11 protein-coding genes are annotated in these 24248 nt (G+C 72.3%); 9 read left to right on the top strand and 2 right to left on the bottom strand.

The genetic code is table 11. The annotated features are described in order from the left end of the window. Positions 1-25: 25 nt before the first annotated feature. The 7 genes from ACZ7M7_RS31395 (at position 26) to ACZ7M7_RS31425 (ending at position 21028) form a co-directional block, all read left to right on the top strand. Positions 26-13810, top strand: a complete 13785-nt coding sequence (locus ACZ7M7_RS31395; RefSeq protein ID WP_472122634.1) for an SDR family NAD(P)-dependent oxidoreductase — start codon at positions 26-28, stop codon at positions 13808-13810. Between the two features lie 61 nt (positions 13811-13871). Continuing rightward, positions 13872-16394, top strand: coding sequence for a thioester reductase domain-containing protein (locus ACZ7M7_RS31400; RefSeq protein ID WP_472122637.1), 2523 nt, complete (start codon positions 13872-13874; stop codon positions 16392-16394). Further along, a complete protein-coding gene (locus ACZ7M7_RS31405; protein ID WP_472122640.1) occupies positions 16391-17530 on the top strand; it encodes an alpha/beta hydrolase in 1140 nt (379 codons plus the stop codon). The genes ACZ7M7_RS31400 and ACZ7M7_RS31405 overlap by 4 nt, the downstream gene beginning before the upstream one ends. Positions 17531-17603: 73 nt before the next feature. Then, positions 17604-18383: an alpha/beta fold hydrolase gene (locus ACZ7M7_RS31410; RefSeq protein WP_383605996.1), complete on the top strand. Its 780-nt coding sequence runs from the start codon at positions 17604-17606 to the stop codon at positions 18381-18383. Between the two features lie 108 nt (positions 18384-18491). Continuing rightward, entirely contained in the window at positions 18492-18845 is a 354-nt protein-coding gene (locus tag ACZ7M7_RS31415; protein ID WP_383625492.1) for an ArsR/SmtB family transcription factor, read from the top strand. Then, a complete protein-coding gene (locus tag ACZ7M7_RS31420) occupies positions 18838-19476 on the top strand; it encodes an SRPBCC family protein (protein WP_472122644.1) in 639 nt (212 codons plus the stop codon). Before ACZ7M7_RS31415 ends, ACZ7M7_RS31420 begins: the two co-directional genes overlap by 8 nt. Before the next feature lie 169 nt (positions 19477-19645). After that, on the top strand, positions 19646-21028 hold the full coding sequence (locus ACZ7M7_RS31425) for a glycoside hydrolase family 10 protein (protein WP_472122647.1): 1383 nt from the start codon (positions 19646-19648) through the stop codon (positions 21026-21028). Positions 21029-21118: 90 nt separating this feature from the next. On the opposite strand, the gene ACZ7M7_RS31430 is transcribed toward ACZ7M7_RS31425, so the two are convergent. Then, positions 21119-21844 carry a lipoprotein gene (locus ACZ7M7_RS31430; protein ID WP_472122650.1) on the bottom strand — a complete coding sequence of 242 codons (726 nt, stop codon included), beginning with the start codon at positions 21842-21844 and terminating at the stop codon, positions 21119-21121. Positions 21845-21949: 105 nt separating this feature from the next. On the opposite strand from ACZ7M7_RS31430, the gene ACZ7M7_RS31435 reads away from it, so the two are divergent. After that, positions 21950-22747: a maleylpyruvate isomerase family mycothiol-dependent enzyme gene (locus tag ACZ7M7_RS31435; RefSeq protein WP_472122653.1), complete on the top strand. Its 798-nt coding sequence runs from the start codon at positions 21950-21952 to the stop codon at positions 22745-22747. A 1-nt stretch (position 22748) separates the two neighbouring features. Here the strand turns inward: ACZ7M7_RS31435 and ACZ7M7_RS31440 are convergent, their stop codons facing one another. Beyond that, the gene (locus ACZ7M7_RS31440) at positions 22749-23378 is read right to left on the bottom strand and encodes an NADPH-dependent F420 reductase (protein WP_472122656.1); all 630 of its coding nucleotides are present in this window, start codon (positions 23376-23378) and stop codon (positions 22749-22751) included. A gap of 219 nt (positions 23379-23597) precedes the next feature. On the opposite strand from ACZ7M7_RS31440, the gene ACZ7M7_RS31445 reads away from it, so the two are divergent. Further along, positions 23598-24239, top strand: coding sequence for a class I SAM-dependent methyltransferase (locus ACZ7M7_RS31445; protein WP_472122659.1), 642 nt, complete (start codon positions 23598-23600; stop codon positions 24237-24239). Positions 24240-24248 lie beyond the last annotated feature (9 nt).

The following is a 24248-nucleotide window of genomic DNA, read 5'->3' on the forward strand; positions in this document are numbered from 1 at the left end:
CGAATCCACGAGGACACCTGTCTACATGCCTGCGCACGAGTCGCCGAAGCGTTCCTTCGAGCCGTCCCTGACCAATCCGGAGGGAGTGCGGGCCTGGCTGGAGTCGGCCGTCGCCGAGGCGGCCGGGCTCACCCCGTCGGCCGTCGACCCGGACCGTCCTATCGCCGAATTCGGGCTGGGGTCACGGCAGTTGGTGACCCTGGCCGCCGAGCTGTCCACGCTGACGGGCCGGACCCTGGACCCGTCTCTGGTCTTCAACCACCCGACCATCACGGCTCTCTCCGGGGCGGTGTTCGACGAAGGGCCCACGCAGACGGTGACCGCCGCTCCCACCCGGGCGGGCGCGGCCGGGCGGCAGGACGACGACATCGCCATCATCTCCATGGCCTGTCGCTTCCCGGGCGGCGCCGACGACCCCGAGGCCCTCTGGCGGCTGCTGGGCACGGGCGAGGACGCCATCACCGAGGTGCCGCCGGGCCGTTGGGACACCGAGCGGCTGCACGACCCCGACCCGGAGGCCACCGGCAAGGCGTACTCCCTGCGCGGCGGCTACCTCGCCGGAATCGACCGCTTCGACGCGCCCTTCTTCGGGATCTCGCCCCGTGAGGCCGCGGCCATGGACCCCCAGCAGCGGCTGCTCCTGCAGACCGGCTGGGAGGCGATCGAGCGCGCCGGGATCGTCCCGGACACGCTGAACGGCAGCTCCACGGGCGTCTACATCGGCCTGTACGACAGCGGCTACCTCGCCGCGGCCGCCCTGGACCAGCTCGACGGGCACGTCGGCACCGGCTCGGCGTCCAGCGTGGCATCCGGCCGTATCGCCTACACCCTCGGCCTGCAGGGCCCGGCGGTCACCGTCGACACCGCCTGCTCGTCCTCCTTGGTCGCCCTGCATCTGGCGGCTCGGGCCCTGGCCGGCGGCGAGTGCGACCTCGCGCTGGCAGGCGGGGCGACGCTGCTGGTGACGCCGCGAGGGCACGTCGAGTTCAGCCGGCTGCGCGGACTGTCGCCGTCCGGGCGGTGCAGCCCGTTCTCGGCCGACGCGGACGGCGTGGTGTGGGCCGAGGGCTGCGGCGTCGTGCTGCTCAAGCGGCTGGCGGACGCGCGCCGCGACGGCGACCGGATCCTCGCCGTCGTCAAGGGCTCGGCGATCAACCAGGACGGCCGCAGCCAGGGCCTCAGTGCCCCCAACGGCCCCGCTCAGGAACGGGTGTTGAGGGCCGCCCTCGACACGGCCGGGCTCCAGCCGCACGACCTGGACCACATCGAGGCGCACGGCACCGGCACCCCGTTGGGCGACCCCATCGAGGGCCACGCCCTGGCCGCCGTCTTCGGCCCCGACCGCCCCGCCGACCGCCCCCTCGGCGTCGGCTCCCTGAAGTCCAACATCGGCCACACCCAGGCCGCGGCGGGCATCGCCGGTGTCATCAAGACCGTGCTGGCCCTCCACCACGAGCGGATACCGGCGTCCCTGCACGCCGAGACCCCGACCGGGCACATCGACTGGGCGCACGGCGGCCTGCGCGTCCTCGACGAGGCCCAGGCCTGGCCACGGGACCCCGAGCGGGTGCGACGCGCCGGCGTGAGCGCATTCGGCATCAGCGGCACGAACGCCCATGTGGTGCTGGAGGAGGCGCCCGAGGAGCAGCCGCAGCCGCAGTCCCCCGGCGACCTTCCCGGTACGACTCTCTTCCCGCTCTCCGCTCGAACCCTCCCCGCGCTCCGGGGACAGGCCGGACGCCTTCTCAAAACCCTCGCTCAGCAGCCCGGGTTGCCGCTCCCCGCCGTCGCCGCGAGTCTGGCCCACCACCGCACCCACTTCGAGCACCGAGCCGTCCTCCGGGCGAGCGACCGCGACGAGCTGCTCACCGCGCTACGAGCCCTCGCCGAAGAAGGGCCCGATGTGGAGTCGGTCATCGCCCCTCAACAGCCCGGCCCCGCGGGCAAGGTGGCGTTCGTCTTCCCCGGGCAGGGCTCCCAGTGGGCCGGCATGGCGCGCGATCTCCTCGACCGGGACCCCGTGTTCGCGGATGAGCTGGACCGCTGCGACGCCGCCCTGCGCCCGTTCACCGACTGGTCAGTGACGTCCGTCCTGCGCGGCGACGAGGGCGCCCCGACCCTGGACCGCGTGGACGTCGTCCAACCGGTCCTGTTCGCCGTGATGGTGTCCCTCGCCGCCGTGTGGCGCGCCCGCGGCGTACGGCCGGACGCGGTCGTCGGACACAGCCAGGGCGAGGTCGCCGCGGCCTGCGTCGCCGGGGCGCTCAGCCTCAACGACGCCGCGGCCGTGGTCGCCCTGCGCAGCCAGGCCCTGACCGAGCTGTCCGGCACCGGCACGATGGCCGTCGTCGCGCTGCCGCACACCGACGTCGAGGCCCGACTCGCCGACCACGGCGGCGAGATCAGTGTCGCCGCCGTCAACAGCGGCCGCTCGACCGTCATCGCCGGTGCCGTCGACGCCGTGCAAGCCCTTCTCGCCGACCTCGACCGGCAGCAGGTCTTCGTCCGCCGCCTCGACGTCGACTACGCCTCCCACAGCACCCAGGTCGAGCCGGTCCGCGCGACGATCCTCGACGAACTCGACGGCGTCATCACCTACCCGACGTCCGTCGCCTGGTACTCCACGGTCACGGCCGAGCCGGTCACCGAGGAACTCGAAGCCGACTACTGGTACACAAACCTGCGCGAACCCGTCCGCTTCGCGCCCACAGTCGAGCGCATGACCGCCGACGGCTACCGCCACTTCGTCGAACTGAGCCCGCACCCCTCATTGCTCACCGCACTGAGCACGATCGACGAGGACCTGGTCGCGGTCGGATCGCTGCGCCGCGACGAGGACGGCCCCGCCTGCCTCGACCGCGCCGCTGCCGAACTCCACGTCCACGGACGGCGACTCGACTGGCGCCGCCTGGTCCCGCACCCCACCCCGGCGGATCTGCCGACGTATGCCTGGGACGCGCAGCGCCACTGGATCGAAGCCGTCGCCTCCGCGACCGCCCCCGGCCTCTTCGACCGCGCCGCGCACCCGTTGCTCGGCATCCAGCTCCAGTCGGCGGACGAGACCCGCTGGACCTTCCGTAACGAGTGGTCCCCGGCCACCGCGGACTGGCTTGCCGACCACAAGGTCTTCGGCCGGACCGTGGTCTCGGGCACCACCCTGATGGAGCTCTGCCGCGCCGCCCTCGCCGTGGCCCGCCCGGACATCCCTGCCGACGTGACCGACCTGCTCCTCCTCGCGCCGCTCACCCTGCCCGGCACCGGCACGGTAGAGGTGTCCGTCGAGGTGGTCACCGCAGGAACGGTTCCGGAGATCGCGGTCCACAGCCGGCCTCGCGGCCAGGAAGCCACCGACTGGACCCTGCACGCCACCGCCTCCGCCGCCGAGCCGGCTGCCGCGCCGACCGGCGAGCCTCCGACCTGGCCCGAGACCGCCGAACCGGCCTGGCGCGAGGACACCTACGAGCGGCTGAACGGGCTCGGCCTCGGCTATGGCCCGGCCTTCCAGGGCGTACGACGGGCCGCCGCGATCGGCGACGGGACCCTGATCGCCCGCCTCTCGCTGCCGTCCGCCGCCCGCGACACGGCCGACCCCTACCCGGTGCACCCCGCGCTCCTGGACGCCGCCCTCCACGTCGCCGCCGCTCTCGACATCTCCGACCAGCGGGTTCTGCTGCCGGTCGCGATGGCCCGCTGCGTGCTGCCTCCCGTCGGCACGACGGACCTGACCGTGTCCGTCCGCCGCACAGGCGGGTCCGGCACGGACCTCACGCTGGACGTCACCCTGTGGGACGCCGACGGCTTCCCGGCGGGCCGACTGGAGGGCGTACGCCTCCGGGCCGTGAACCCGGCCGACCTGGCCGGCGCCTCGGAGAACGCCCGGCACCTGTACGAGGTGGCGTGGACGGCAGTACGGGAGCAGACGGCGGCCGTACCGGACCGGCCGGCCGAGGCGACCGGCACCGCATGGGCCGTCCACGGGGACGAGTCGGACCCGGCCGTCGCGGCGGCCCTGCACGACCTGCGCGCGGCCGGCATCCAGGTCTCCGACGAAGGCACCGACACCGTCGTACGATTCTGGCTCCGACCGACGGGCGGCATCCAACCGGCCGCCACGGCACATGAGTTGGCGGCCACGGCCCTGGCCGAACTCCAGACGCTGATCGCCCTCCCGTCCGGCGAGGCGCCCGCACGCATCATCTGGGTGACCCGCGGAGCGATCGCGGCCGCCGACGGCGACACCGTCCCCGAGCCCGCCCAGTCGGTGCTGTGGGGCCTGGCCCGCAGCGCCCGCACCGAACACCCCGACCTCGGGCTGACCCTGCTCGACCTGGACGGCAGTGACGAGCCGCCGCTCACCACGGTGGCCGACGCCGACGAGCCGGAACTCGCCCTGCGTGCAGGCGAGTTGCTCGCGCCGCGTCTGGTCCGTGCCCGTCCCGCACCTTCCGACCGGCGTGCGGCTCCGATCCCCACCGACGGCACGGTGCTGATCACCGGAGGCCTCGGCGCGGTGGGCCGCAACATAGCCCGCGTGCTGGCCGAGAACGGCGTCCCGCGCCTGCTGCTGACGTCCCGTCAAGGTGCTGCCGATCCTCGCGCGACCGAAGTCATCGCCGAGTTGGCCACGTTCGGCGCCGAGGCCGAGGTCGCCGCATGCGATGTCGCGGACGAGACGGCCGTGGCGGGCGTACTGGCGCGCTTCGGCGACGCGTCTCCGTTGCGTGGCGTCGTCCACTGCGCCGGAGTACTCGCCGACGGCGTGATGGCCGAACTGACCCCCGACCGGCTCGCCCACGTGCTGCGCCCCAAGGTCGACGGTGCCGCTCACCTGCACCGGCTCACCGCCGGCCACCCGCTCGGCCTCTTCCTCCTGGTCTCCTCGGCCGCGGGAGTCGTCGGCAACGCGGGCCAGGCCAACTACGCCGCCGCCAATGTCTTCCTCGACCAACTCGCCCACCACCGGCGCGCCCTGGGCCTGCCCGGCACCTCGGTCTCCTTCGGGGCCTGGTCGGGCGAGGGGCTCGCCGCCGAGCACGCCGACCTGGAACGGATGGCCCGACTCGGCCACCGCGCCCTCACCCCCGACCAGGGCCGCGAGCTGACCGAGCTTTCCCTGCGGCGCGACACCCCGCATCTGGTGGCCTGGGCTCTGGATCTGCCCCGTCTCAGGAACGCTGCCCCGACGGGAGCACTGTGGCGCTCCCTGCTCCCCGCACCCCGCTCCGCCCGGACCGGCAGCCACCGCCTGGCCGACCGTCTGGCCCGGCTCCCGGAGCCCGAACGCGGCGCACGTGTCCTCGCCCTGGTCCGCGAGGAGGCCGCTCACGCGCTCGGTCTGCGCTCCGCGGAGTCCGTGCGTCCCGATCAGCCGCTCCGTGACCTCGGCATGGACTCGGTGACGGCGGTGGACCTGCGCAACCGCATCAGCGCCCGCATCGGCAGCAAGCTCCCCGCGACCCTCCTCTTCGACCACCCCACGCCCACCCGCCTCGCCGCGTACCTGCTGGCGGGCGCCCTGGCGACAACAGGCCGTACGAGCCGGAAGCCCGTGCCCGTGCCCGAGACCACGGCCTCGCCTGGGCTGTCCTCGGACGAGCCGGTGGCCCTCGTCGCCATGGCCTGCCGGGTGCCCGGCGGAGTGAGCGCCCCGGAGGGCCTGTGGCGCCTCGTCGCCGAGGGCCGGGACGCGGTCGGACCGTTCCCGGCGGGGCGGTGGGACGTCGAGTCGCTGTACGACCCCGACCCGGACGCGCTGGGCAAGTCGTACGCCCGCGAGGGCGGGTTCCTCGACGACATCGACTCCTTCGACGCCGGTTTCTTCGGCATCACCCCGAAGGAGGCGGCGGCCATGGACCCACAGCAGCGGCTGCTGCTGGAGACCGCCTGGGAGTCGTTGGAACGCGCCGGAATCGTGCCCGCCGACCTCGCGGGCAGCACGACGGGTGTGTACGTCGGCATGTTCGGCAGCGACTACCTGTCCGGCACCCGCCTGGACCAACTGGACGGCTACGTCGGTACCGGCTCCGCGCTGAGCGTGGCCTCCGGCCGGCTCGCGTACACGCTCGGGCTGAACGGCCCGGCGCTGACGGTGGACACGGCCTGCTCGTCGTCTCTGGTGGCCGTGCATCTGGCGGCCCAGGCGCTGCGGGCGGGGGAGTGCGACCTGGCGCTCGCCGGCGGCGTCACGCTGATGGTCACGCCGCAGACCTTCGTCGAGTTCAGCAGGCTGCGCGGCCTGTCGCCGACGGGCCGCTGCCGCTCCTTCTCCGATGCGGCCGACGGCGCCATCTGGGCAGAGGGCGCCGGCATGGTCGTACTGAAACGGCTGAGCGACGCCCGGCGGGACGGCGACCGGATCCTCGCCGTGCTGCGCGGCACCGCCGTCAACCAGGACGGCCGCAGCCAGGGCCTGTCCGCGCCGAACGGGCCCGCGCAGGAGCAGGTGATCCGGCGCGCCCTGGAGCAGTCCCGCCTCGGGCCCGCCGACATCGACTACGTCGAGGCGCACGGCACGGGCACGACCCTGGGCGACCCGATCGAGGCGAACGCCCTCGCGGAGGTCTTCGGCGCCACTCGCACCGGCGAGCGCCCGCTGTACCTGGGCTCGCTGAAGTCCAACATCGGGCATGCACAGGCGGCTTCGGGCGTGGTCGGCCTGATCAAGGTCGTGCAGTCCCTGCAGCACGAGACCCTCCCGCGCACCCTGCACGCGGACACGCCCAGCCGTCACGTCGACTGGACGGACAGCGGCCTGCACCTGCTGCGGGAGGAGACGGCCTGGCCCGCGTCGGCGGAGCGGGTACGGCGTGCCGGTGTGAGCGCCTTCGGGATCAGCGGCACCAACGCCCACGTGATCGTGGAGGAGGCCCCCCAGGCGCCGGTGCCGGAGACCGCGGCCGAATCGCCCGCCGGTCAGCGGCTGTTCGTCCTGTCCGGCCGCAGCGAGGAGGGCCTGCGGGGACAGGCGGCCGCCCTGGCCCGTCACCTCGCCGAGGGCACCGACGCCGCCGCGCTGCCGGACCTCGCCCACACCTTGGCCCGCCACCGCACCCACTTCGAGCGGCGCACCGCAGTCCTGGCCGAGGACCCGAACCAGCTGCGTTCCGTCCTGGGCGAGTTGGCTGCCGGACGGGTCACGCTGCCGCCGTTCCGGGAGGAGCAGACGGGCAAGGTCGCCTTCGTCTATGCCGGACACGGTGGTCAATGGCCCGGCATGGGCCTGGACCTGATGAGCCAGTCCGAGGCGTTCCACGAGGAACTGACCCGGATCGACGAGGCGGTCCAGCGACACGTCGGCTGGTCGGTGCTCAACGCGCTGCGCGCTCCGGAGGAGTTCACCCCTCTGGAGCGGACCGAGTATCTGCAGCCGACCCTGTTCGCGGTGAACGCGGCACTGACGGCCGCCTGGCGCTCGCTCGGCGTCACCGCGGATGCCGTGGCCGGGCACAGCCTGGGCGAAATAGCTGCCGCGTACGGCGCGGGCGCCCTCACCCTGGACGACGCCGTGGCCGTCGTGACCGGGCGCGCCCAGGCGGTCGCACCGGTCGCGGGCGAGGGCGGCATGCTCTCCCTGGACCTGCCGCGGCCCCTCGTCGAGGAACTCCTCGCGCCGTACGCCGGCCGGCTGTTCGTGGCCGCGGTCAACAGCCCGCACTCCACGGCCGTGTCCGGTACCGGCGAGGCGCTGGCCGAGCTGCGCCGGAGCCTCGACGAGCAGGGCATCGAGGCGCGATCGCTGTCGACCCCGTTCGCCTCGCACACCCCGCTGATGGACCGGCTTCGCGAGGACCTGCTCGACCGCTGGTCCGGCATCCGGGGCACCGGGACCACGATCCCGCTCTACTCGACGGTGCTGGCGGAGCCCGTGCCCGGAGACCGTCTGGACCCCGCCTACTGGTACGCCAACCTCAGCGAGCCCGTCCGCTTCGCCGACACGATCCGCCGCATGCTGGACGACGGCTACCGTTACTTCGTCGAGCTGAGCCCGCACCCGTCGCTCGGCGCGTCCATCGAAGCGGTGGCCGCGGACGCCGGAATCGACGCGGTGAGCGTCGGCTCGCTGCGCCGCCAGCGGGGCGGACGCGACGTACTGCTGCGCAGGCTGGGGGAGTTGTACACGGGCGGCCACACGCCCCACTGGTCGGCGCTGTTCCCTGAGGGCCGACGTGCCGACCTGCCCACCTATGCCTTCGCCCGCGAACGCCACTGGCTCGCACCCGCCCCGGCGACCGCTACGGGCGCCTCGCCGCTTCTCGGCACGCACGTCGAGGCCAGCGACGAAGCCGACCGGCACCTCTTCCAGAGCGAGGTGGACCTGCGCGACAGCCGCTTCGCCTATCTGACCGACCACCGGGTCACCGGCGAGGTCTGGCTGCCCGGCGCCGCGTTCCTCGACATGGCGCTGGAAGCCGCGTCCACCGTGCAGGATGGCGGCGACGTACGGCTCGCCGACGTCAGGTTCCTCCAGGCGCTGCGCCTCGACGAGTCCCGGCCGACCCGGCTGCAACTGGTCCTGCGGCCCGCCAACGACGGCTTCCGGGACTTCACCATCGCCTCGGCGCCCACCGGCGGTGGACAGCGCGTTCCCTGGGAACGCCACGTCTCCGGACGGATTGCCGTCACACCCGTCACGCCGGTCACGCCTGCAGAGCCCGTCGTCGAGCCCGCCGTCGAGGCCGGCGAGTCACTCGCCGCGCTGCGTGAGCAGTGCACCGAGCAGGTCGACCTGCCCGCCGTCTACGGTGCCCTCGCCGCCCTCGGCATCGACTACGGCCCCGCCTTCCGAGGCCTGGAGTCGGGCCACCGGGCCCCATCCACCGCCCTCGCCCGGCTGGCCGACAGGCCCGCCGCCGGTCATCTCCTCCACCCGGCCGTCCTGGACGCCGCCTTCCACACGGCCGCGCTGCCCGGCGACGCACCCGAGGGACGGGCGTTCATCCCTGCCGGGGTCGGCCGGCTCCGCCACACCGGACTCCGCTCCACGCCCGCGTGGGTCACCTGCGAGCTGCGATCCGTGTCCGGCGACACCGCGACGCTCGACCTCCGGCTGTACGACGAGAAGGATCAACTTCTCCTGGAGGCACAGGAGTTCGAGCTTGCCGCGCTCTCACCCCTGGACGGCGCGCTGTTCGAGACTCGCTGGCAGCCCCTCCCGATCGCCAACGATCCCCCTGCACAGGGCAGTTGGCTGATCCTGGCCGACGAGTCGGGCGTGGCGGCCCAACTCGTCGAGCGGCTGGGCACCGCGGTGCCGTTGGTGATCGCCCGCAGGGGCGAGGAGTTCGCCGCCGAGGGCCCCGGCCGCTACGTCCTGGACCCTGCCGACCCGCAGCATCTGCGCCGCCTCCTCGACGAGGCCTTTGTCAGTGAACCACCCGAGCGTGTCGTTCAGTTGACCGCACTTGACGCACCCGCGATCGAGGACGCCGGTAGCGCCGAGGCGGCGGCGCGGCTGTGCTGCCTGAGCACCCTCCACGTGGTGCGCACGTTCGCCGAGCGGGCGCAGGGACCGGCGCCCCGGCTCTTCGTCGTCGTGCGAGGCAGCCAAGCCGCGGGCGACAGCACGCAGGTGACGCACCCTCAGCAGGCGCTCGCCTGGGGCTTCGGCCTCGCCGCGGCCCAGGAACACCCGGAGCTGAGGACCACCCTCATCGATCTCCCTCCGACGGACGGCGTCGACGCACTGTGGGCCCAGCTGCGGCACGCCGACGACGAACGGCTCGTCGCACTGCGCGAGACCGGGCGACTGGTGCCCCGCCTGACCCGCACCCGCCCGGACGACGCCGGGCACGGGGCCACCACCCCGGACGGCGTGTATCTGATCACCGGCGGCCTGGGCGGTCTCGGGCGGGTCGTCGCCGAGCGCCTGGTCCGTCGCGGCGCCCGCCGGCTGGCCCTGATGAGCCGGAGCGCGCCTGCCACGGAGGCCATGGGGTGGATCCAGGGACTCGAAGAGCGGGGTGTGACCGTGCATTTGGCGCGCGCGGACGTCGCCGACCGCGACGGACTGGCCGCCGCCCTGGACGCCGTACGACACGCACTCGGCCCGATCACCGGGGTCGTGCACGCGGCCGGCGCCCTGGACGACGCCACCATCGCCAACCTGACCGACGAGCGTGTCCTGCGCGTCCTCGGCCCCAAGGTCCTGGGCACCGCCCTGCTCACCGAACTGACCCCGGAAGCGGCGGACTTCGTACTGTTCGCCTCGGCGGCCGGTCTGCTCGGCTCCGCCGGGCAGAGCCCGTACTCGGCGGCGAACGCCTTCCTCGATTCCTGGGCGCACCACCTCTCCCGCACGGACCGTCGTGCGCTGAGCCTGGACTGGGGCGCCTGGTCCGGAGTGGGCATGGTGTCCGAGTCCGGCGTGCGCGAGGCGGAGACCGGCCGCTCAGGTCTGGTCGCCTTCTCGGCGCAGGACGGCGGCGAGCTCTTCGAGCGCGTGCTCGGCACCGCCCGCCGTCAGCTCGCCCCCATGGTCCTGGACTGGGAGTTGCTGTCCCTCGACCCGGACGCGGCCCGCACCCGCCCCATCCTGGCCGACCTGGTCACCGTCCCCACCGGTACACCCGGCACGGACGACCTGGTCAAGAAGGTGTTCGCGGCGACGACCGACACCGAGCGGACCGTACGCCTGGAGGCATACGTACGCGCCAGGGTCGGCGAGGTCGCCGGCGGCGCGGTCCAGGTCTCCGCCACCACGGCCCTGAAGGAACTCGGCCTCGACTCCCTCATGCTCGTGCGGCTGCGCAACGCCTTCGCCCGTGAACTCGGCGTCGAACTCCCCGCAGCCACCGTCTTCTCGGCCGCCGACATGCGCGGCCTCGCCCAGGCCCTGAGCACGGCACTGCCCGAACGGCGGACCACGGCACAGGACGACGAGCCGCAGCACACCACCGAGGTACCGGCGACCGAACTGCACCCCGCGACCCGCGACGTCGTACGGCTGCTGCGCAGCGCCCAGCCCGGCATGCCGGACGCGGCCCACGCCGTCGGCCTCGCCGTGCGCCTCACCACGCCGACCACCCCCGAGACACTGACCGCCATGCTCGGCCGCCTCACCGCACGGCACGCGGCCCTGCGCACCGCCATCGTCACCGCGAGCGAGGGCGGCCGCGAGCTGCAGGTGCACCGCGAACTGCCGGAACCGCTGCTGCGGTGGACGGCCGTCCCGGACGAGGTCTCCTTCGACGCCGCCGACCGGCTGCGCGAGGTCCTTGAACCGCCGTTCGACCTGGCCGTCGCGCCGCTGTGGCGCTTCGAGCTGCTGGACGGCGGCGAGCGAGGCCAGATGCTGGTGTACGGCGCCCACCACGCGGTCAGTGACCTGCAGTCGCTTTTGCTGGTGGCGAGCGAGATCGACGCCGAGCTGTCCGGCAACGTGCTCGGCGACACGGTCACCAACCGGGACATCACGCTGTTGATCGAGGCTCAGCAGACCGGCGAGCATGCCGACGGGCGCGGCGACGGGAAGGACGGGAGCCGAGCCGACGCCCGGGCCGAATCCGCCGAGTGGCGCGGGGCCTTCCAAGGCAGCGCTCGCCTCGACCTCACTCTCAGCCGGTCGCGGCCCGACACCCGCTCGTACCGCGCCGGCAGCGTCACCGTGCCCATCCCCGACGGGCTCATGGACCGCATCTCGGCCGCCGCGAGCGGTCTGGCCGTGACCCCGGCCGCCTTCTGCCTCGGCACCCTGACGGTCCTGCTGGCCAGGAAGCGCGAGCTCGAACGCTTCGTCCTCGCCGTGCCCGTCGACACACGCATCCACGCCGACGCGTACGACGCCCTGGGCTTCTTCGGCGTGCCGGTGCCCTTCCCGGCCGAGGCAAATGCCGGCGAGCGCATCGAGGAGGTGCTGCGCCGCACCGACGGGCGGCTGCAGCGGGTCCTGACCAAGGGCGCGATGTTCTCCGACGTACTGCCGGTGCTCGCCCAGCAGGGCCTGTACCGGGAGAATGCGCCGCTGGTGGAGGTGTACTTCAACTACGTACGCGCCGCGGGCGGGTTGACCGGCTTGGAGGTGCTGCCGGCGGGCACGGGCTACTCCGACCTCGACCTCATGGTCACCATGACGCCGGACGCGGGCCGGATCCGGCTCGACCACAACCTCGACATCCTGGACGCGGCGACCGTTGCCGAGCTGGGGGAGGCGCTGGTGCGTCTGCTCGCGGCGACGGCGCAGGACGCGACGGGGCCGGTTCGTACGACACCGACGCCGGCCCACACCCACACCCTCGCCCTCGCCGCCACCTTCGCCCTCGGCAACCTGCCGCCGATGTGCGAAACGGCGGTCAACGAGTCGGTACGGGACGGCAGCGCGACGACCGTCGCCGAAGCCCCGTACCACCACGTGCTGGCGAGCCTGCGCGACCCGTCCGGCGTGTTCGCCGACCCCGGCACGACGGCGGGCGTCGTGCTCCTGAGGGCGACGGACCTGCAACGCTTCGGCCCCGTCGACGACGCCCTGCTGTCCGAACTGCGCACCGCCTACCCGGCCGCCCTGCGTGCGGTGGCCGAGCGCACCCGCAAGCCGCTGATCGTCGGCTTCCTGCCCGCCGCGCAGAGTGAGGACCGCTTGCGGCGGTGGGAAGAGGAGATCGCCGCCGAATTGGCGGAGGTGCCCGGCATCGCGGTGCTCGGCCCCGACGAGTGGACCCGCCACCATCCCGTCGAGGAACGCTTCGACGAGCGCACCGAACGTCTGGCCCACCTCCCGTTCACCCCACACTTCCAGGCAGCCGTGGCGCTCCGCCTCGCCGAGGTCGTACGGGCGGTCCGGCGCCCGGCGCCGAAGGTGGTCGCGGTCGACGGCGACGAGACCCTGTGGGGCGGCGTGGCCGGGGAGATCGGCCCCGAGGCCGTGGACCTGACCGGGCCGCGAGACCTGCTGGCACGCCGGTTGCTGCAGTGGCGCGCGGCGGGCGCGCTGCTCGTCCTGGTCAGCAACAACGACGAGGACACGGTCCGCGCCGTACTGGACCGCCCGGACAGCCCGTTGAAGGCGGAGCACTTCAGCGTGCTCTCCGCGGCCTGGGGGCCGAAGCCGACTCGCCTCGCGGACGTGGCGCGGACGCTCAACCTGGGCGTGGACAGCTTCCTGTTCCTCGACGACAACCCGGCCGAGATTGCCAAGATGCGCTCGGCGCTGCCGCAGGTGCTGTCGGTGACCTGCCCCTCGGTCGCCGAACTCCCGGGGTTCTTGCGCAGGTTGTGGCCGCTGGTCCCTGCCGCCGCGACTGCCGAGGACGGGCTGCGGGCGCGGTTCTACGAGCAGGAGCGGGAGCGGGACGCCGTCCGTGAACAGGCGAGTTTCGAGGAGTTCCTGGACCAGCTGGACCTGCAGGTCGACATCCGGGCCCTGGCCGACGCCGATGTCCAGCGCGCGGAGCAACTCGTCGCCCGTACCAACCAGTTCACCCTCCGCGCCCGCTCCACCGACGGCGGCGACGTCGCTCGGTGGCGCGAACGTGGTGAGGTCTGGACGGCTGCGGCCCGTGACCGGTTCGGCGACTACGGCCAGATCGGCCTGCTCGCGGTGCACCGCCAGGGCGACCAACTCGACGTCCTGGCCTGGCTGATGAGCTGCCGTGCACTCGGCCGGGGCGTCGAGGAGCGGCTGCTGCAATGGCTGGCCGACCGCGCCGAGGAACTGGACTGCGCCAAGGTCCGCCTCACTGCGGAGCGCACGCCGCGCAACACCCCGGCCCGCCGTCTGCTGTCGGCACTGGGCGGCGGCGACCAGGACGACGACCGACTGGAGACCGTGGTCACGCCGGAACACCTGCGGGCGTTCCGCTCGTGGCGGCGGCAGTGACGGCCGGCATCCGGCCGGTCAGTACCGATCAAGGGGCAGGGCAACACCGTGAAGGGCTCTCATGCGTGAGGTGAACGAGAACGTGTCGGCAGCCGCCGAACAGCGGGCGACCGCGGAGGAGATAGAGCGGGGTGGTCTCGGTCTGTCCGTGACCGACCTGCTGGCCAGGCTCGCGGGATCGGCCGCGCCGCCCACGCAGCCGGAGACCGCGGCACCTTCAACTCCGCAGCGGACGGTCCCGAGCGGTGCGGGAGCGCCGTCCGACACCTACACCTACACCGACGCCGGCACAGACACCGACACCGGCGGCGCCACGCCGCATGACATGGAGACCCTTGCGGCCGCCGTCGCAGCCGTGGCCGGCCGTTACGTCCCCGCAGGACAGCTCGCGCCCGACGTCGACTTCTTCGACGCCGGGGGCACCTCCGTCAATGCCGTGGAGCTCGTCGCCGCGCTGGAGGACGAACTCGGCATGGAGATCGACCTGGACGAGGTGTTCGCCGACGCCCGGCCGGTCAACCTGGCCAGGCGGGGGTTCGGGAGCAGCACCGGGGCCCCGGCCGACGGATCGGCTACGGCCGTACCGGAAGCGGCCGTGCTGGCCAAGGCCGTAGCGGCAGCCGCCGTACCGCAAGCGCCCATACCTGTGGCGGTCCGGACGGTTCAGCCCCCGGCAGCCGCCGCCCCGCTCCCGGCCGTCACCGCCCCGCCGCCACTCCCGACCCTTGCCCGCCCCACCTCCTCGGACGCCGCGGCCCGCCCCGAGGACCTCACCCAGATCCTCGCCGACCTGGCCCTCGCCGACCGTCTCCCCTTCACCGCCTCGCCCGCCCCCCTCCCGCCCCGCCGCATCCTGCTGACCGGCGCCACCGGCTTCCTCGGCAGCCATATGCTCCTGGACCTGCTGCGCCACAGCGACGCCCACGTCTACTGCCTGGTCCGTGCCGCCGACGAGGAGGCGGCCACCTCCCGGCTCGGCGAGGCGCTCAAGAGCTACTCGCTGCCCTGGTCAGCAGAGGTCCGCCGCCGCATCACCGTCCTCCCCGGCGACATGCGCCACCCCCACCTGGGCCTGTCCGACGACCTCTGGAACAGCCTCGCCCAGGAACTGGACAGCGTCGTCGGCGTCGCGGCCGCGGTGGACTTCCTGCGCGGGTACCAGTCCCTGCGCAGCAGCAACGTCCTCGGCGCCCTCACCCTGGCCGAACTCGCCGCGACCGGGCGCCCCAAGCCCCTGCACCACATCTCCTCGATCGCCGTCTTCAACGAGGTCGGCATCCCCTCCATGGGTGAGGACGACCCCTTCGCGCACATCGACCGCCTGATCGCCGGCTACGACCAGACCAAGTGGGCCGCGGAGGTCGCCCTGCGCCGGGCCCGCGACCACGGCCTGGTCGTCACCGCGCTGCGCCCAGGCGGAATCGGCGGCCACAGCAGGACCGGCGCCTACAACCCCCAGGACCTCAGCAGCGGCCTCATCTCGGCCTTCGGCCGGTTCCGCACCGTCCCCGCGTTCCGCTACCTCAACGCCGCCCCGGTCGACTGGGTCAGCCGCGTCGCGGTCGCCGCCGTGTGCGAACCCGACGCCTGGGGCTTCGACTACAACCTCACCGGCGTCCCCAACACCCTCGACGACGTCGTGCAGGACATGGCGCTCGGCGGCATGCACGTCCGTGTACAGGACTGGGACGAGTGGCGCACCGACGCTCTGGCGCGCCTGCAGGCCGACCCGGTCCCCGAACTGGCCTTCCTCACCCGCGTGTTGCAGAGCCCCACCGCCCTGAAGCTGTGTGAGGCCACCCTGAAGGGCCCGGCCGCCGTCGCCGACCGCACCACGGCACTGGTCGAGGCACTCGGACTCCAGCCGGCCGCCCGCTACGACGCCCGCGCCCAGCTGAAGACGTTCGAACGCCTCGCCGGTGACGGTCTGGCCCGCCTCCCGCACAAGGACGACCAGCCCTACCTCTGGTTCGACGAAACCACCGAGGGCAGTGTCGGCCCCGTCGGAGCCGCGCCCGACACCCCTTGCTCGATGTCCCTGACCCTCTCCATCGCGAGCATGCACCAGCTGGTGACGGACCGCCGCGTCGACGTGGGCGGCCAGGTCACCTGCCCGGCCGTGCACCCCGAGCCGCTGACCGTGGAACGGGGCGACATCTGGGTCCGCCCCGAGGAAGGCATCCCGCACCGCCACGGCCTGCGCCACCAACTCCTGCGCTACCGCATGGAGTTGACGGACGCCGATGGTGGCCGCTGGTGGCTGGAGGGTCACAAGTACGCCCGCGCCCGCCGCGACGTCTGGCGCCAGACGCGGGCCCTGACCGTGGAGGTCGGCCGCGAGGGCGAACCGGCGAGCCTGGCCGGCGAGGTCGTCGTCCCCGCGGACTCCTACGTGCGCGACCAGATCGACGGCATCAAGGTCGACCCACGCCTCACCAGCCAGGAAAAGCGCGCCGCCAAGCTGACCTGGCTCGCCTGGTTCGGCCTGGAGATGGGCCGCGGCCTGCTCGGGCCCTTCGCCCGCGCCGCCGCGGACCTGCTCGACCTGCGCCGCACCCAGACCCCCACGGAGCACCACCGATGATCTTCCGGACGACGAACCCCAGGACAGCCAGGCCGGCCCTGCGCAAGGTCAGGACCACCACGACCCTGCGCCCCCTCCAGCACCGCCTCGACCCGGCCAGGGTCGAGGAGATCCCGTTCCACACCAGCGACGGCGTACGCCTCGGCCTGACCCGCATCGACACCGGCGACCGGGGCCGCCCCGCCGTCCTGCTCCTGCACGGACACACCGCCTCGGCCGACATGTTCCTGCTGCCCGAGACCCGCAACCTGGTCGACGTCCTGCTGGACGAGGGCTACGAGCCCTGGCTGCTCGACTGGCGGGGCAGCTGCCGCCTCCCGTACAACGAGACGGGCCGCCGGTACACCTACGACGACGTCGCCCTGTACGACATCCCCGAGGCCGTCCGCCACATCCGCACCCGTATCGGCGAGAGCCCCCTGTTCGCCGTCGCCCACTGCATCGGCTCCCTCACCCTCTCCCTGAGCATGACGGCGGGCCTGGTCCCCGGACTTGCCGGCGTGGTGTCCCAGGGCGTGTTCCTCACACCGAAGCTCGCGGGCCGCACCTCCCTGCGCATGACGCTGGCCGGGGAGCTGCTGAAGTCCCGGATCGACCACATCCCCGTCGACTTCCGCAAGGTCGGCCTGCGGTCGAAGTACACCCCGCTGTTCGCCCTCGCCTCCCGCAAGGCGACCTGCCCGGACCCCACGTGCCAGATCCTGCACAACTCGGCGTGGGGAACCGGGGCCTCCCTGTTCGTGCACGAGCACCTGACCGACACGACCCACAGCCGCCTCGCCGACCTCCTCGGCCCCGCCCCGCTGTGGATCCTGCCGCACCTGCGTCGCATCGAACTGGCCCGCACCGTCGTCCGCTGGCACGACACCGACCAGCGCTACCGGGCCCTCCCGCAGAACGCCCTGGACGCGGCGGCCCGCATCGACACCCCCGTCCTGCTCCTGGCGGGCAGCGAGAACGGCCTGTGGCTCGACTCCCAGGAGCTGTGCCGCGACGTCCTCGCCCACCGCCAGCCGCAACTGGACGTGACCTACACCGAGATCCCCGGCTACGGCCACCTGGACACGTTCCTCGGCAGGGGAGCGGCCCTCGACGTGTTCGGGCACATCCTCGATTTCCTGGACGAACGGCGGTGACGGCAGGCCACGACGCCGGTTACCGTACCGATCAGTAACCAGACCCTTCCCGCCGTATCCCAGGAGGCCACCCATGCCGCAGCTCGAAGTCGACGGCGCGACGCTGACGTACGACGACGAGGGCCCCCGCGAGGGCTCGGGTGTGCCCCTGGTGTTCGTCCACGGCTGGACGGCGAACCGGCATCGCTGGGACCACCAGGTGGCCCACTTCGCCGAGAAGCGGCGCGTGGTCCGGCTCGACCTGCGCGGGCACGGCGAGAGCAGCGGGGCGGGTGCGCGCACGATCGACGACCTGGCCAAGGACGTGCTCGCCCTTCTCGACCACCTCGAGATCGAGCGGTTCGCGATCACCGGCCACTCCATGGGCGGGATGATCGCCCAGACCATCACCCTCGCCCACCCGGAACGGGTCGAGCGCATGGTGCTGGTGAACTCCATCGGCAGGATGGCCTACAGCCGGGGCCGCGCCCTGCTGATGGCCGCCTCGACGCTCGCCCCCTTCAAGCTGTTCGTCGCCACCAACATCCAGCGCGCCTTCGCCCCCGGCTATCCGCGCGAGGAGATCCGCGAGTACATCCGCGCCTCCGCCGACACCCCCCGCGAAGTCGTCATGACGCTCTACGGCGCCATGCGTGCCTTCGATGTGCTGGACAGGGTCGGCGAGATACGCACGCCCACCCTGATGGTGCACGGCTACCACGACATCCAGTTGCCCCTCGCGCAGATGCTGCGGATGGCGAAGGCCTACCCCGACGCGGTGATCCGTGTCCTGGATGCCGGCCACGAACTGCCGGTGGAGAAGCCGGCCGAACTGACCGCGGCACTCGACGGGTTCCTCACCGACCGGGGATAGGCGGGAGGGTACGGGGCAGGCGGGCGGCCACCCCGCTCGGGCCCCGGTCCGGCCAGGGGCATTATTTAAGCCTTGCCTTATATAAGCAGTCGCTGGCATAGTGAAGCCGTGCACGCATTCGATGTGCTGGGTGATCCGGTCAGGCGCCGGATATTGGAGCTGCTCGCGACCGGCGAGCAGGCATCGGGCGACATCGGTGCCGTGATCCAGGACGAGTTCGGAATCTCCCAACCGGCCGTGTCGCAGCACCTGCGGGTGCTGCGCGAGAGCGGCTTCGCGTCCGTGCGGGCCGAGGGCACGCGCCGGCTGTACGCCGTCGACGCTGCGCCGCTGCGCGAGGTGGACGCATGGCTGGAGAGGTTCCGCGGCTTCTGGGAACAGCGGCTCGACGCCCTCGGGACGGAACTCGCGCGAGGCAAGCGTGAGCGCAGGCTGAGAAAGGAAGCGACCGGGGATGAGTGAGATCGTCGACGAGTTGAACCGCCTGCACCGGCAGGTCGGTGCACGGCAGGTCGAGGCGGGCGAGGCCCGTACGGTGCTGCTGCGGCGCACGTACGACGCCGAGTTGACCGACGTGTGGGACGCGGTGACGTCGCCCGAGCGGATCAGCCGCTGGTTCCTGCCCGTCAGCGGGGAGTTCAAGGTCGGCGGGCGCTACCAGCTGGAGGGCAACGCCGGTGGCGAGATCCTCGAGTGCGAGGAGCCCACGCGGCTGCGCGTGAGCTGGCTGTACGGGCCCGACCCGGGGTTCAGCGAGGTCGAGGTGCGGATCACGCCGGAGGGCGAGGAGCGCACGGTGCTGGAGCTGGAGCACGTGGCCGTCGTCCCGGACGAGTTCTGGGACCAGTTCGGACCGGGAGCCGTGGGCATCGGCTGGGACCTCGGGCTGCTGGGCCTCGCCATGCACCTCGCCGGCGGCGGGATGAGCAAGGAGGAGTCCGAGGCTTGGCAGCTCTCGGACGAGGGCAAGGCCTACGCGACCCGGTCCGGCGAGCTGTGGGGCGAGGCCTACACCGCCTCGGGCGCCGACGGACAGGTCGTGGCGGCCACGACGGCGGCGACGATCGCGTTCTACACCGGCGCGGGGTCGTAGAGCGGCTCGAAACTTTCGAACCGTTGACGGGTGTCGCAGAGAGGCTTTCTTGAGCCAACTGGGGTCGGTGGGTGCGCGGTCTGTTGACGGCACAAGGTGTCGCTCCTAGGGTCTGCCGCGAAATTCGGAAATCAGTCCGAAAGTTTCGAAACCCTAGGAAGGAGACGAGATGGTGCCCCGCACATCCATCGACCCGCCTCCCGAGCGTCGCCCTCGCCGCTCGCGCACCCACAGCGCACTGGCCCTCGGCATGGCGGGCCTGCTCGCCGCCGGCGGTGTCACCGCCCTCGCCGGCACCGCCGAGGCTGCCGGCACCCTCGGCGCCGCGGCAGCCGAGAAGGGCCGCTACTTCGGCGCCGCCGTCGCCGCGAACCACCTGGGCGAAGCCCCGTACGCCTCGACGCTCAACACCGAGTTCAACTCTGTGACGCCGGAGAACGAGATGAAGTGGGACGCCATCGAGCGCACCCGCGGCACCTTCACCTTCGGCTCCGCCGACCAGATCGTGAACCACGCCCAGAGCCGGGGCATGAAGGTCCGCGGGCACACCCTGGTCTGGCACTCCCAGTTACCGAGCTGGGTCGCGGGACTCGGCACCGCCGACCTCAGATCGGCGATGAACACCCACATCACCCAGGTCATGCAGCACTACAAGGGCAAGATCCACTCCTGGGACGTCGTCAACGAGGCCTTCCAGGACGGCAGCAGCGGCGCCCGGCGCAGCTCGCCCTTCCAGGACAAGCTGGGCAACGGCTTCATCGAGGAGGCGTTCCGCACCGCCCGCGCCGCGGACCCCGCCGCCAAGCTCTGCTACAACGACTACAACACCGACGGCGTCAACGCGAAGAGCAATGCCGTCTACAACCTGGTCAGGGACTTCAAGTCCCGCGGCGTACCGATCGACTGCGTCGGCTTCCAGTCCCACTTCAACAGCGCCTCGCCGGTCCCGTCCGACTACCAGGCGAACCTGCAGCGTTTCGCCGACCTCGGCGTCGACGTGCAGATCACCGAGCTGGACATCGAGGGCTCGGGCACGGCACAGGCCAACAGCTACACCAACGTGACGCGGGCCTGCCTGGCCGTCTCGCGCTGCACCGGCATCACCGTATGGGGCGTCACCGACAAGTACTCCTGGCGCGCCAGTGGAACGCCCCTGCTGTTCGACGGCAACTACAACAAGAAGCCGGCGTACAACGCGGTCCTGACCGCACTCGGCGGCTCCTCCTCCGGCGGCGGCACTCCCGGCACCGCCTGCACGGCCACCTACAGCAAGGCCGAGGAATGGAGTGACCGCTTCAACGGCAAGGTCACCATCACCGCGGGGAGTTCAGGTATCAGCACCTGGACCGCGACCGTCACCGTGACACCCCCGCAGAAGGTCTCCGCAACCTGGAACGGCACACCCAGCTGGGACACCAGCGGCACAGTCATGACGATGAGGCCGAACGGCAACGGCACCCTGGCCGCCGGAGCGTCGACGAGCTTCGGCTTCACGGTCATGAAGAACGGCGCCGACGCGGCCCCGGTGGTCGGTTCCTGTACGGCTTCCTGACCCTCGGGACCGGCTTCGAACCGGCACCGGACGGGCTCAGGACCGGTGTCCGGCGCGGCGGCTCTCAGCCGCGCCGGACACACCCGTCGTTCAGCCGACCCGCAGCGTCTTCTTGGCCAGTTCGTACGCCGGCAGCATCGCCCGGTGCTCCTCGGTGTCCATCCCGCCGAGGTGTATGACGACCGGCCCCTTCTCGGTGGTGACGGCCAGGGCGGTCTCCTCCTTCGTCTCCTCCAGGAGCTTGCTCGTGACGAGGTACTTCACCTCGGCACCGGCGAGACCGCCCGCCGTGAACGCGCTGTACTTCGCCTTGCTCACGCCGTTCTCGTCGGCCAGGAAGGCCTCCAGCACGGTGCGTGCGTCGTCGTCACCCGGCTCGCCCGTCCAGATGCGCAGGAAGCCGATGTTCCCCGCAGGCTTGGCGTCCACCTCGCAGGCGGCCGTGACAGGGCCCTGGTGCAGCAGCGCGTCGGCGATCTCCTGGGCCAGCTCGCTGTCCTCGGAGTCGCCGGACCCCTCACTGCCACCCGCCTTGTCCTTCCCCGTCCCGGCGTCGACGGCCTCCGCCTCCCAGTACTGGGCGATGTCGAAGGTGACGGGGAGCTCGCAGTCCGATCCGGCGGCGCCGATGGTGCCCCCGCGCTTCACCGCCGTATCACCGTCACTCGCCGCCTCGGCCGACGCGGACGCAGACGTCGACGCGCTCGCCGACGCCTTCGGGTCGTCCTCGGCCGCCCCCGAACAACCCGTCAGCACCCCTGCCAGCAATGCCACCTGCGCCAGCCGGCGCCGTACCTGTCCCGCCCCCACCAACATCGTGCTCTCCCCACCCGATCCTGCTCTTTCTGATCTTGCTCAGGCGGCACACAGTATCCGAGACCACTGACAAGGCGGCTTCTGGCCCTGCGGCATCATGAGGCGATGACCTCGCTGACCTTCGACCGCTACTGCGACGCGATCGTCTCCCAGACCGAGCAGCTCACCGCCCATGTGCGCGGCGCGGCCATGGACTCCCCGGTGCTCTCCTGCCCCGGCTGGAACCTCGGCCAGCTGCTGCGGCACGTGGGCGGCGACCATCGGTGGGCCGAGGAGATCGTACGGACCCGCGCCACCGGTCCGATCCCCGACGACGGCGTGAACGACCTGACCCCCTACACCCAAGAGGTCGAGGAGTTCCTGGTCCCGTGGCTCGCCGAAGGCGCGGCACGGCTCAGTGCCACCCTCCGCGCGGCCGGCCCCGACGCGCAGGCGTGGAACCCGTCCGACGAGCGGTCGGCGCCGGTGGTGTTCTGGGCCCGGCGCATGACCTACGAGACCGCCCTGCACCGGGCCGACGCCGCCCTGGCGACGGGGGCGGAGTTCGCTCTCGATGGCGACCTCGCCGTCGACGCGGTGCAGGAGTGGCTGGAGTTCTCGACGTTCCCCGAGGCGTTCGAGCCGGGTCCGGACCTGCCCGACCTGCTCGGCCCGGACCGTCGGCTCCACTTCGACGCGACCGACGCCGGGGAATGGGTCGTCGACCTCACGGGCAAGCAGCCGGTCTGGCGCTCCGGACCCCGCGACGCCACTGCGACCGCGACCGTACGCGGCCCCGTGACCGACCTCCTCCTGTACTTCTACCGCCGGCCGGCAGCCGCCGTCGTGACCAAGGGCGACACCGCACTCCTCGACCTCTGGCGCACGCGCGCTGGCTTCTGGCTGGAGGCGCCGGAGGAGTGACCTATTCGACGGCGGCGCGGGTGACCACCTTGATGTTGAACGTGTGCGCGCCCACGCCGCCCGCGATCCCCATGAAGAGGAACGCGAAGTGCTCCTGTCCGCGCGCGGTGCGGATGCCGCCGATGTCGAGTTGGGACGACGGGGCCCAGCCGAGGTCGGCGAGCAGTCGGCCGGTGGTCCGCTTGGCTTCGGTGTCGTCGCCGGAGAGGAAGACGGTGCTGGGGCCGTCGAGATCGTTCGGGGCGATCATCACCGTGGCGTCCATGGTGCACAGCGTCTTGACGACGGGGGTCAGAGGGAAGGCCTCCTGGATCTGTTCACCCAGGCTGCTGTTGGGATGGGAGAGTTCGCTGTAGTCGTCGCTGAGGCCGACCCCGACATCGATCAGCAAGGTGCCGGCCAGCGCCGGTGCCCCGATCGAGTGCAGGAGTTCCACGGAGACGGTCCCGGGGGTGGCGTTGACCAGAACCTCCGCGTGGGCCGCCGTCTCGCTCAGGCCCGCCACGGGGAGGCCGAGGTCCGTGCGTTCCTTCGGGTTGCGTGAACCCAGTAATACGTCGTGCCCTGCGGCACTCCATCCATGGGCCAGTGCTCGTGCGACGTTGCCGGTGCCAAGTAGTCCGATACGCATGCTGTGAGGCTAGGCGGAGCGCGGGTCCGGTAGATCGGGCCGCGGGCTCAGGTGCACCGGGACCAAGGTCGTAGTTCCGTGGTCGTTCACCCCTGGCTTTGCCGAACCGGCAACACTGTTTGTCTCCCGCCAAGGCCTCCCGCAGGCTTCATCAGCGTGGACCGGGAAGCCTCGCGCTGCTCGTGTCCCACCACGACATCTGTGCATACGGGAGGCGCCATGACCGAGACATCCGCAGTGCAGGCCGCCGAGTTCTGGGAGGCCCGCTACCGCGACCGCGACGGGCGTCTGTGGAGCGGCCGCCCCAACGCGCTGCTCGTACGTGAGGCCGCCGACCTCGCACCGGGAAGCGCGCTCGACCTCGGATGCGGCGAAGGAGGCGACGCGGTGTGGCTCGCCTCGCGCGGCTGGCGGGTCACCGGCGTCGACATCGCGCACACGGCTCTGGAACGCGCCGCCCTGCACGCCGCCGACGCCGGTGTGATCGACCGAACGTCCTGGGAACGGCACGTGCTGGGAGAGACGTTTCCCGAGGGCTCCTTCGACCTGGTGAACGCGCAGTTCCTGCAGTCACCGGTCGCCCTGGACCAGCAGCGGGTTCTGCGGCAGGCCGCAGCGGCGGTCGCGGCGGGCGGCACCTTGCTGATCGTCATGCACGCCGGCTGGCCGTCCTGGCAGACCGAGCCGCCCTTCGACGCGGAGTTCCCCACCCTGCAGGGCGTCCTCGACGAACTCGCCCTGCCGGAGGCCGACTGGAGCGTGGAGACGCTGGACACGGTACGCAAGCCGAGCGAGTCACCCGAGGGGCTGCAGGGCTTCCGGGACGACCACGTGTGGCGGCTTCGGCGCACCGGCGGCTGATGTGCCGCG

The sequence above is a fragment of the Streptomyces sp. NPDC111606 genome (assembly GCF_055656945.1).

Excerpts from the sequence above, each read along its gene's own strand:
- ACZ7M7_RS31395 (WP_472122634.1), top strand. The coding sequence starts at position 26 with ATGCCTGCGCACGAGTCGCCGAAGCGTTCCTTCGAGCCGTCCCTGACC.
- ACZ7M7_RS31400 (WP_472122637.1), top strand. The coding sequence starts at position 13,872 with ATGCGTGAGGTGAACGAGAACGTGTCGGCAGCCGCCGAACAGCGGGCG.
- ACZ7M7_RS31405 (WP_472122640.1), top strand. The coding sequence starts at position 16,391 with ATGATCTTCCGGACGACGAACCCCAGGACAGCCAGGCCGGCCCTGCGC.
- ACZ7M7_RS31410 (WP_383605996.1), top strand. The coding sequence starts at position 17,604 with ATGCCGCAGCTCGAAGTCGACGGCGCGACGCTGACGTACGACGACGAG.
- ACZ7M7_RS31420 (WP_472122644.1), top strand. The coding sequence starts at position 18,838 with ATGAGTGAGATCGTCGACGAGTTGAACCGCCTGCACCGGCAGGTCGGT.
- ACZ7M7_RS31425 (WP_472122647.1), top strand. The coding sequence starts at position 19,646 with ATGGTGCCCCGCACATCCATCGACCCGCCTCCCGAGCGTCGCCCTCGC.
- ACZ7M7_RS31430 (WP_472122650.1), bottom strand. The coding sequence starts at position 21,844 with ATGTTGGTGGGGGCGGGACAGGTACGGCGCCGGCTGGCGCAGGTGGCA.
- ACZ7M7_RS31435 (WP_472122653.1), top strand. The coding sequence starts at position 21,950 with ATGACCTCGCTGACCTTCGACCGCTACTGCGACGCGATCGTCTCCCAG.
- ACZ7M7_RS31440 (WP_472122656.1), bottom strand. The coding sequence starts at position 23,378 with ATGCGTATCGGACTACTTGGCACCGGCAACGTCGCACGAGCACTGGCC.
- ACZ7M7_RS31445 (WP_472122659.1), top strand. The coding sequence starts at position 23,598 with ATGACCGAGACATCCGCAGTGCAGGCCGCCGAGTTCTGGGAGGCCCGC.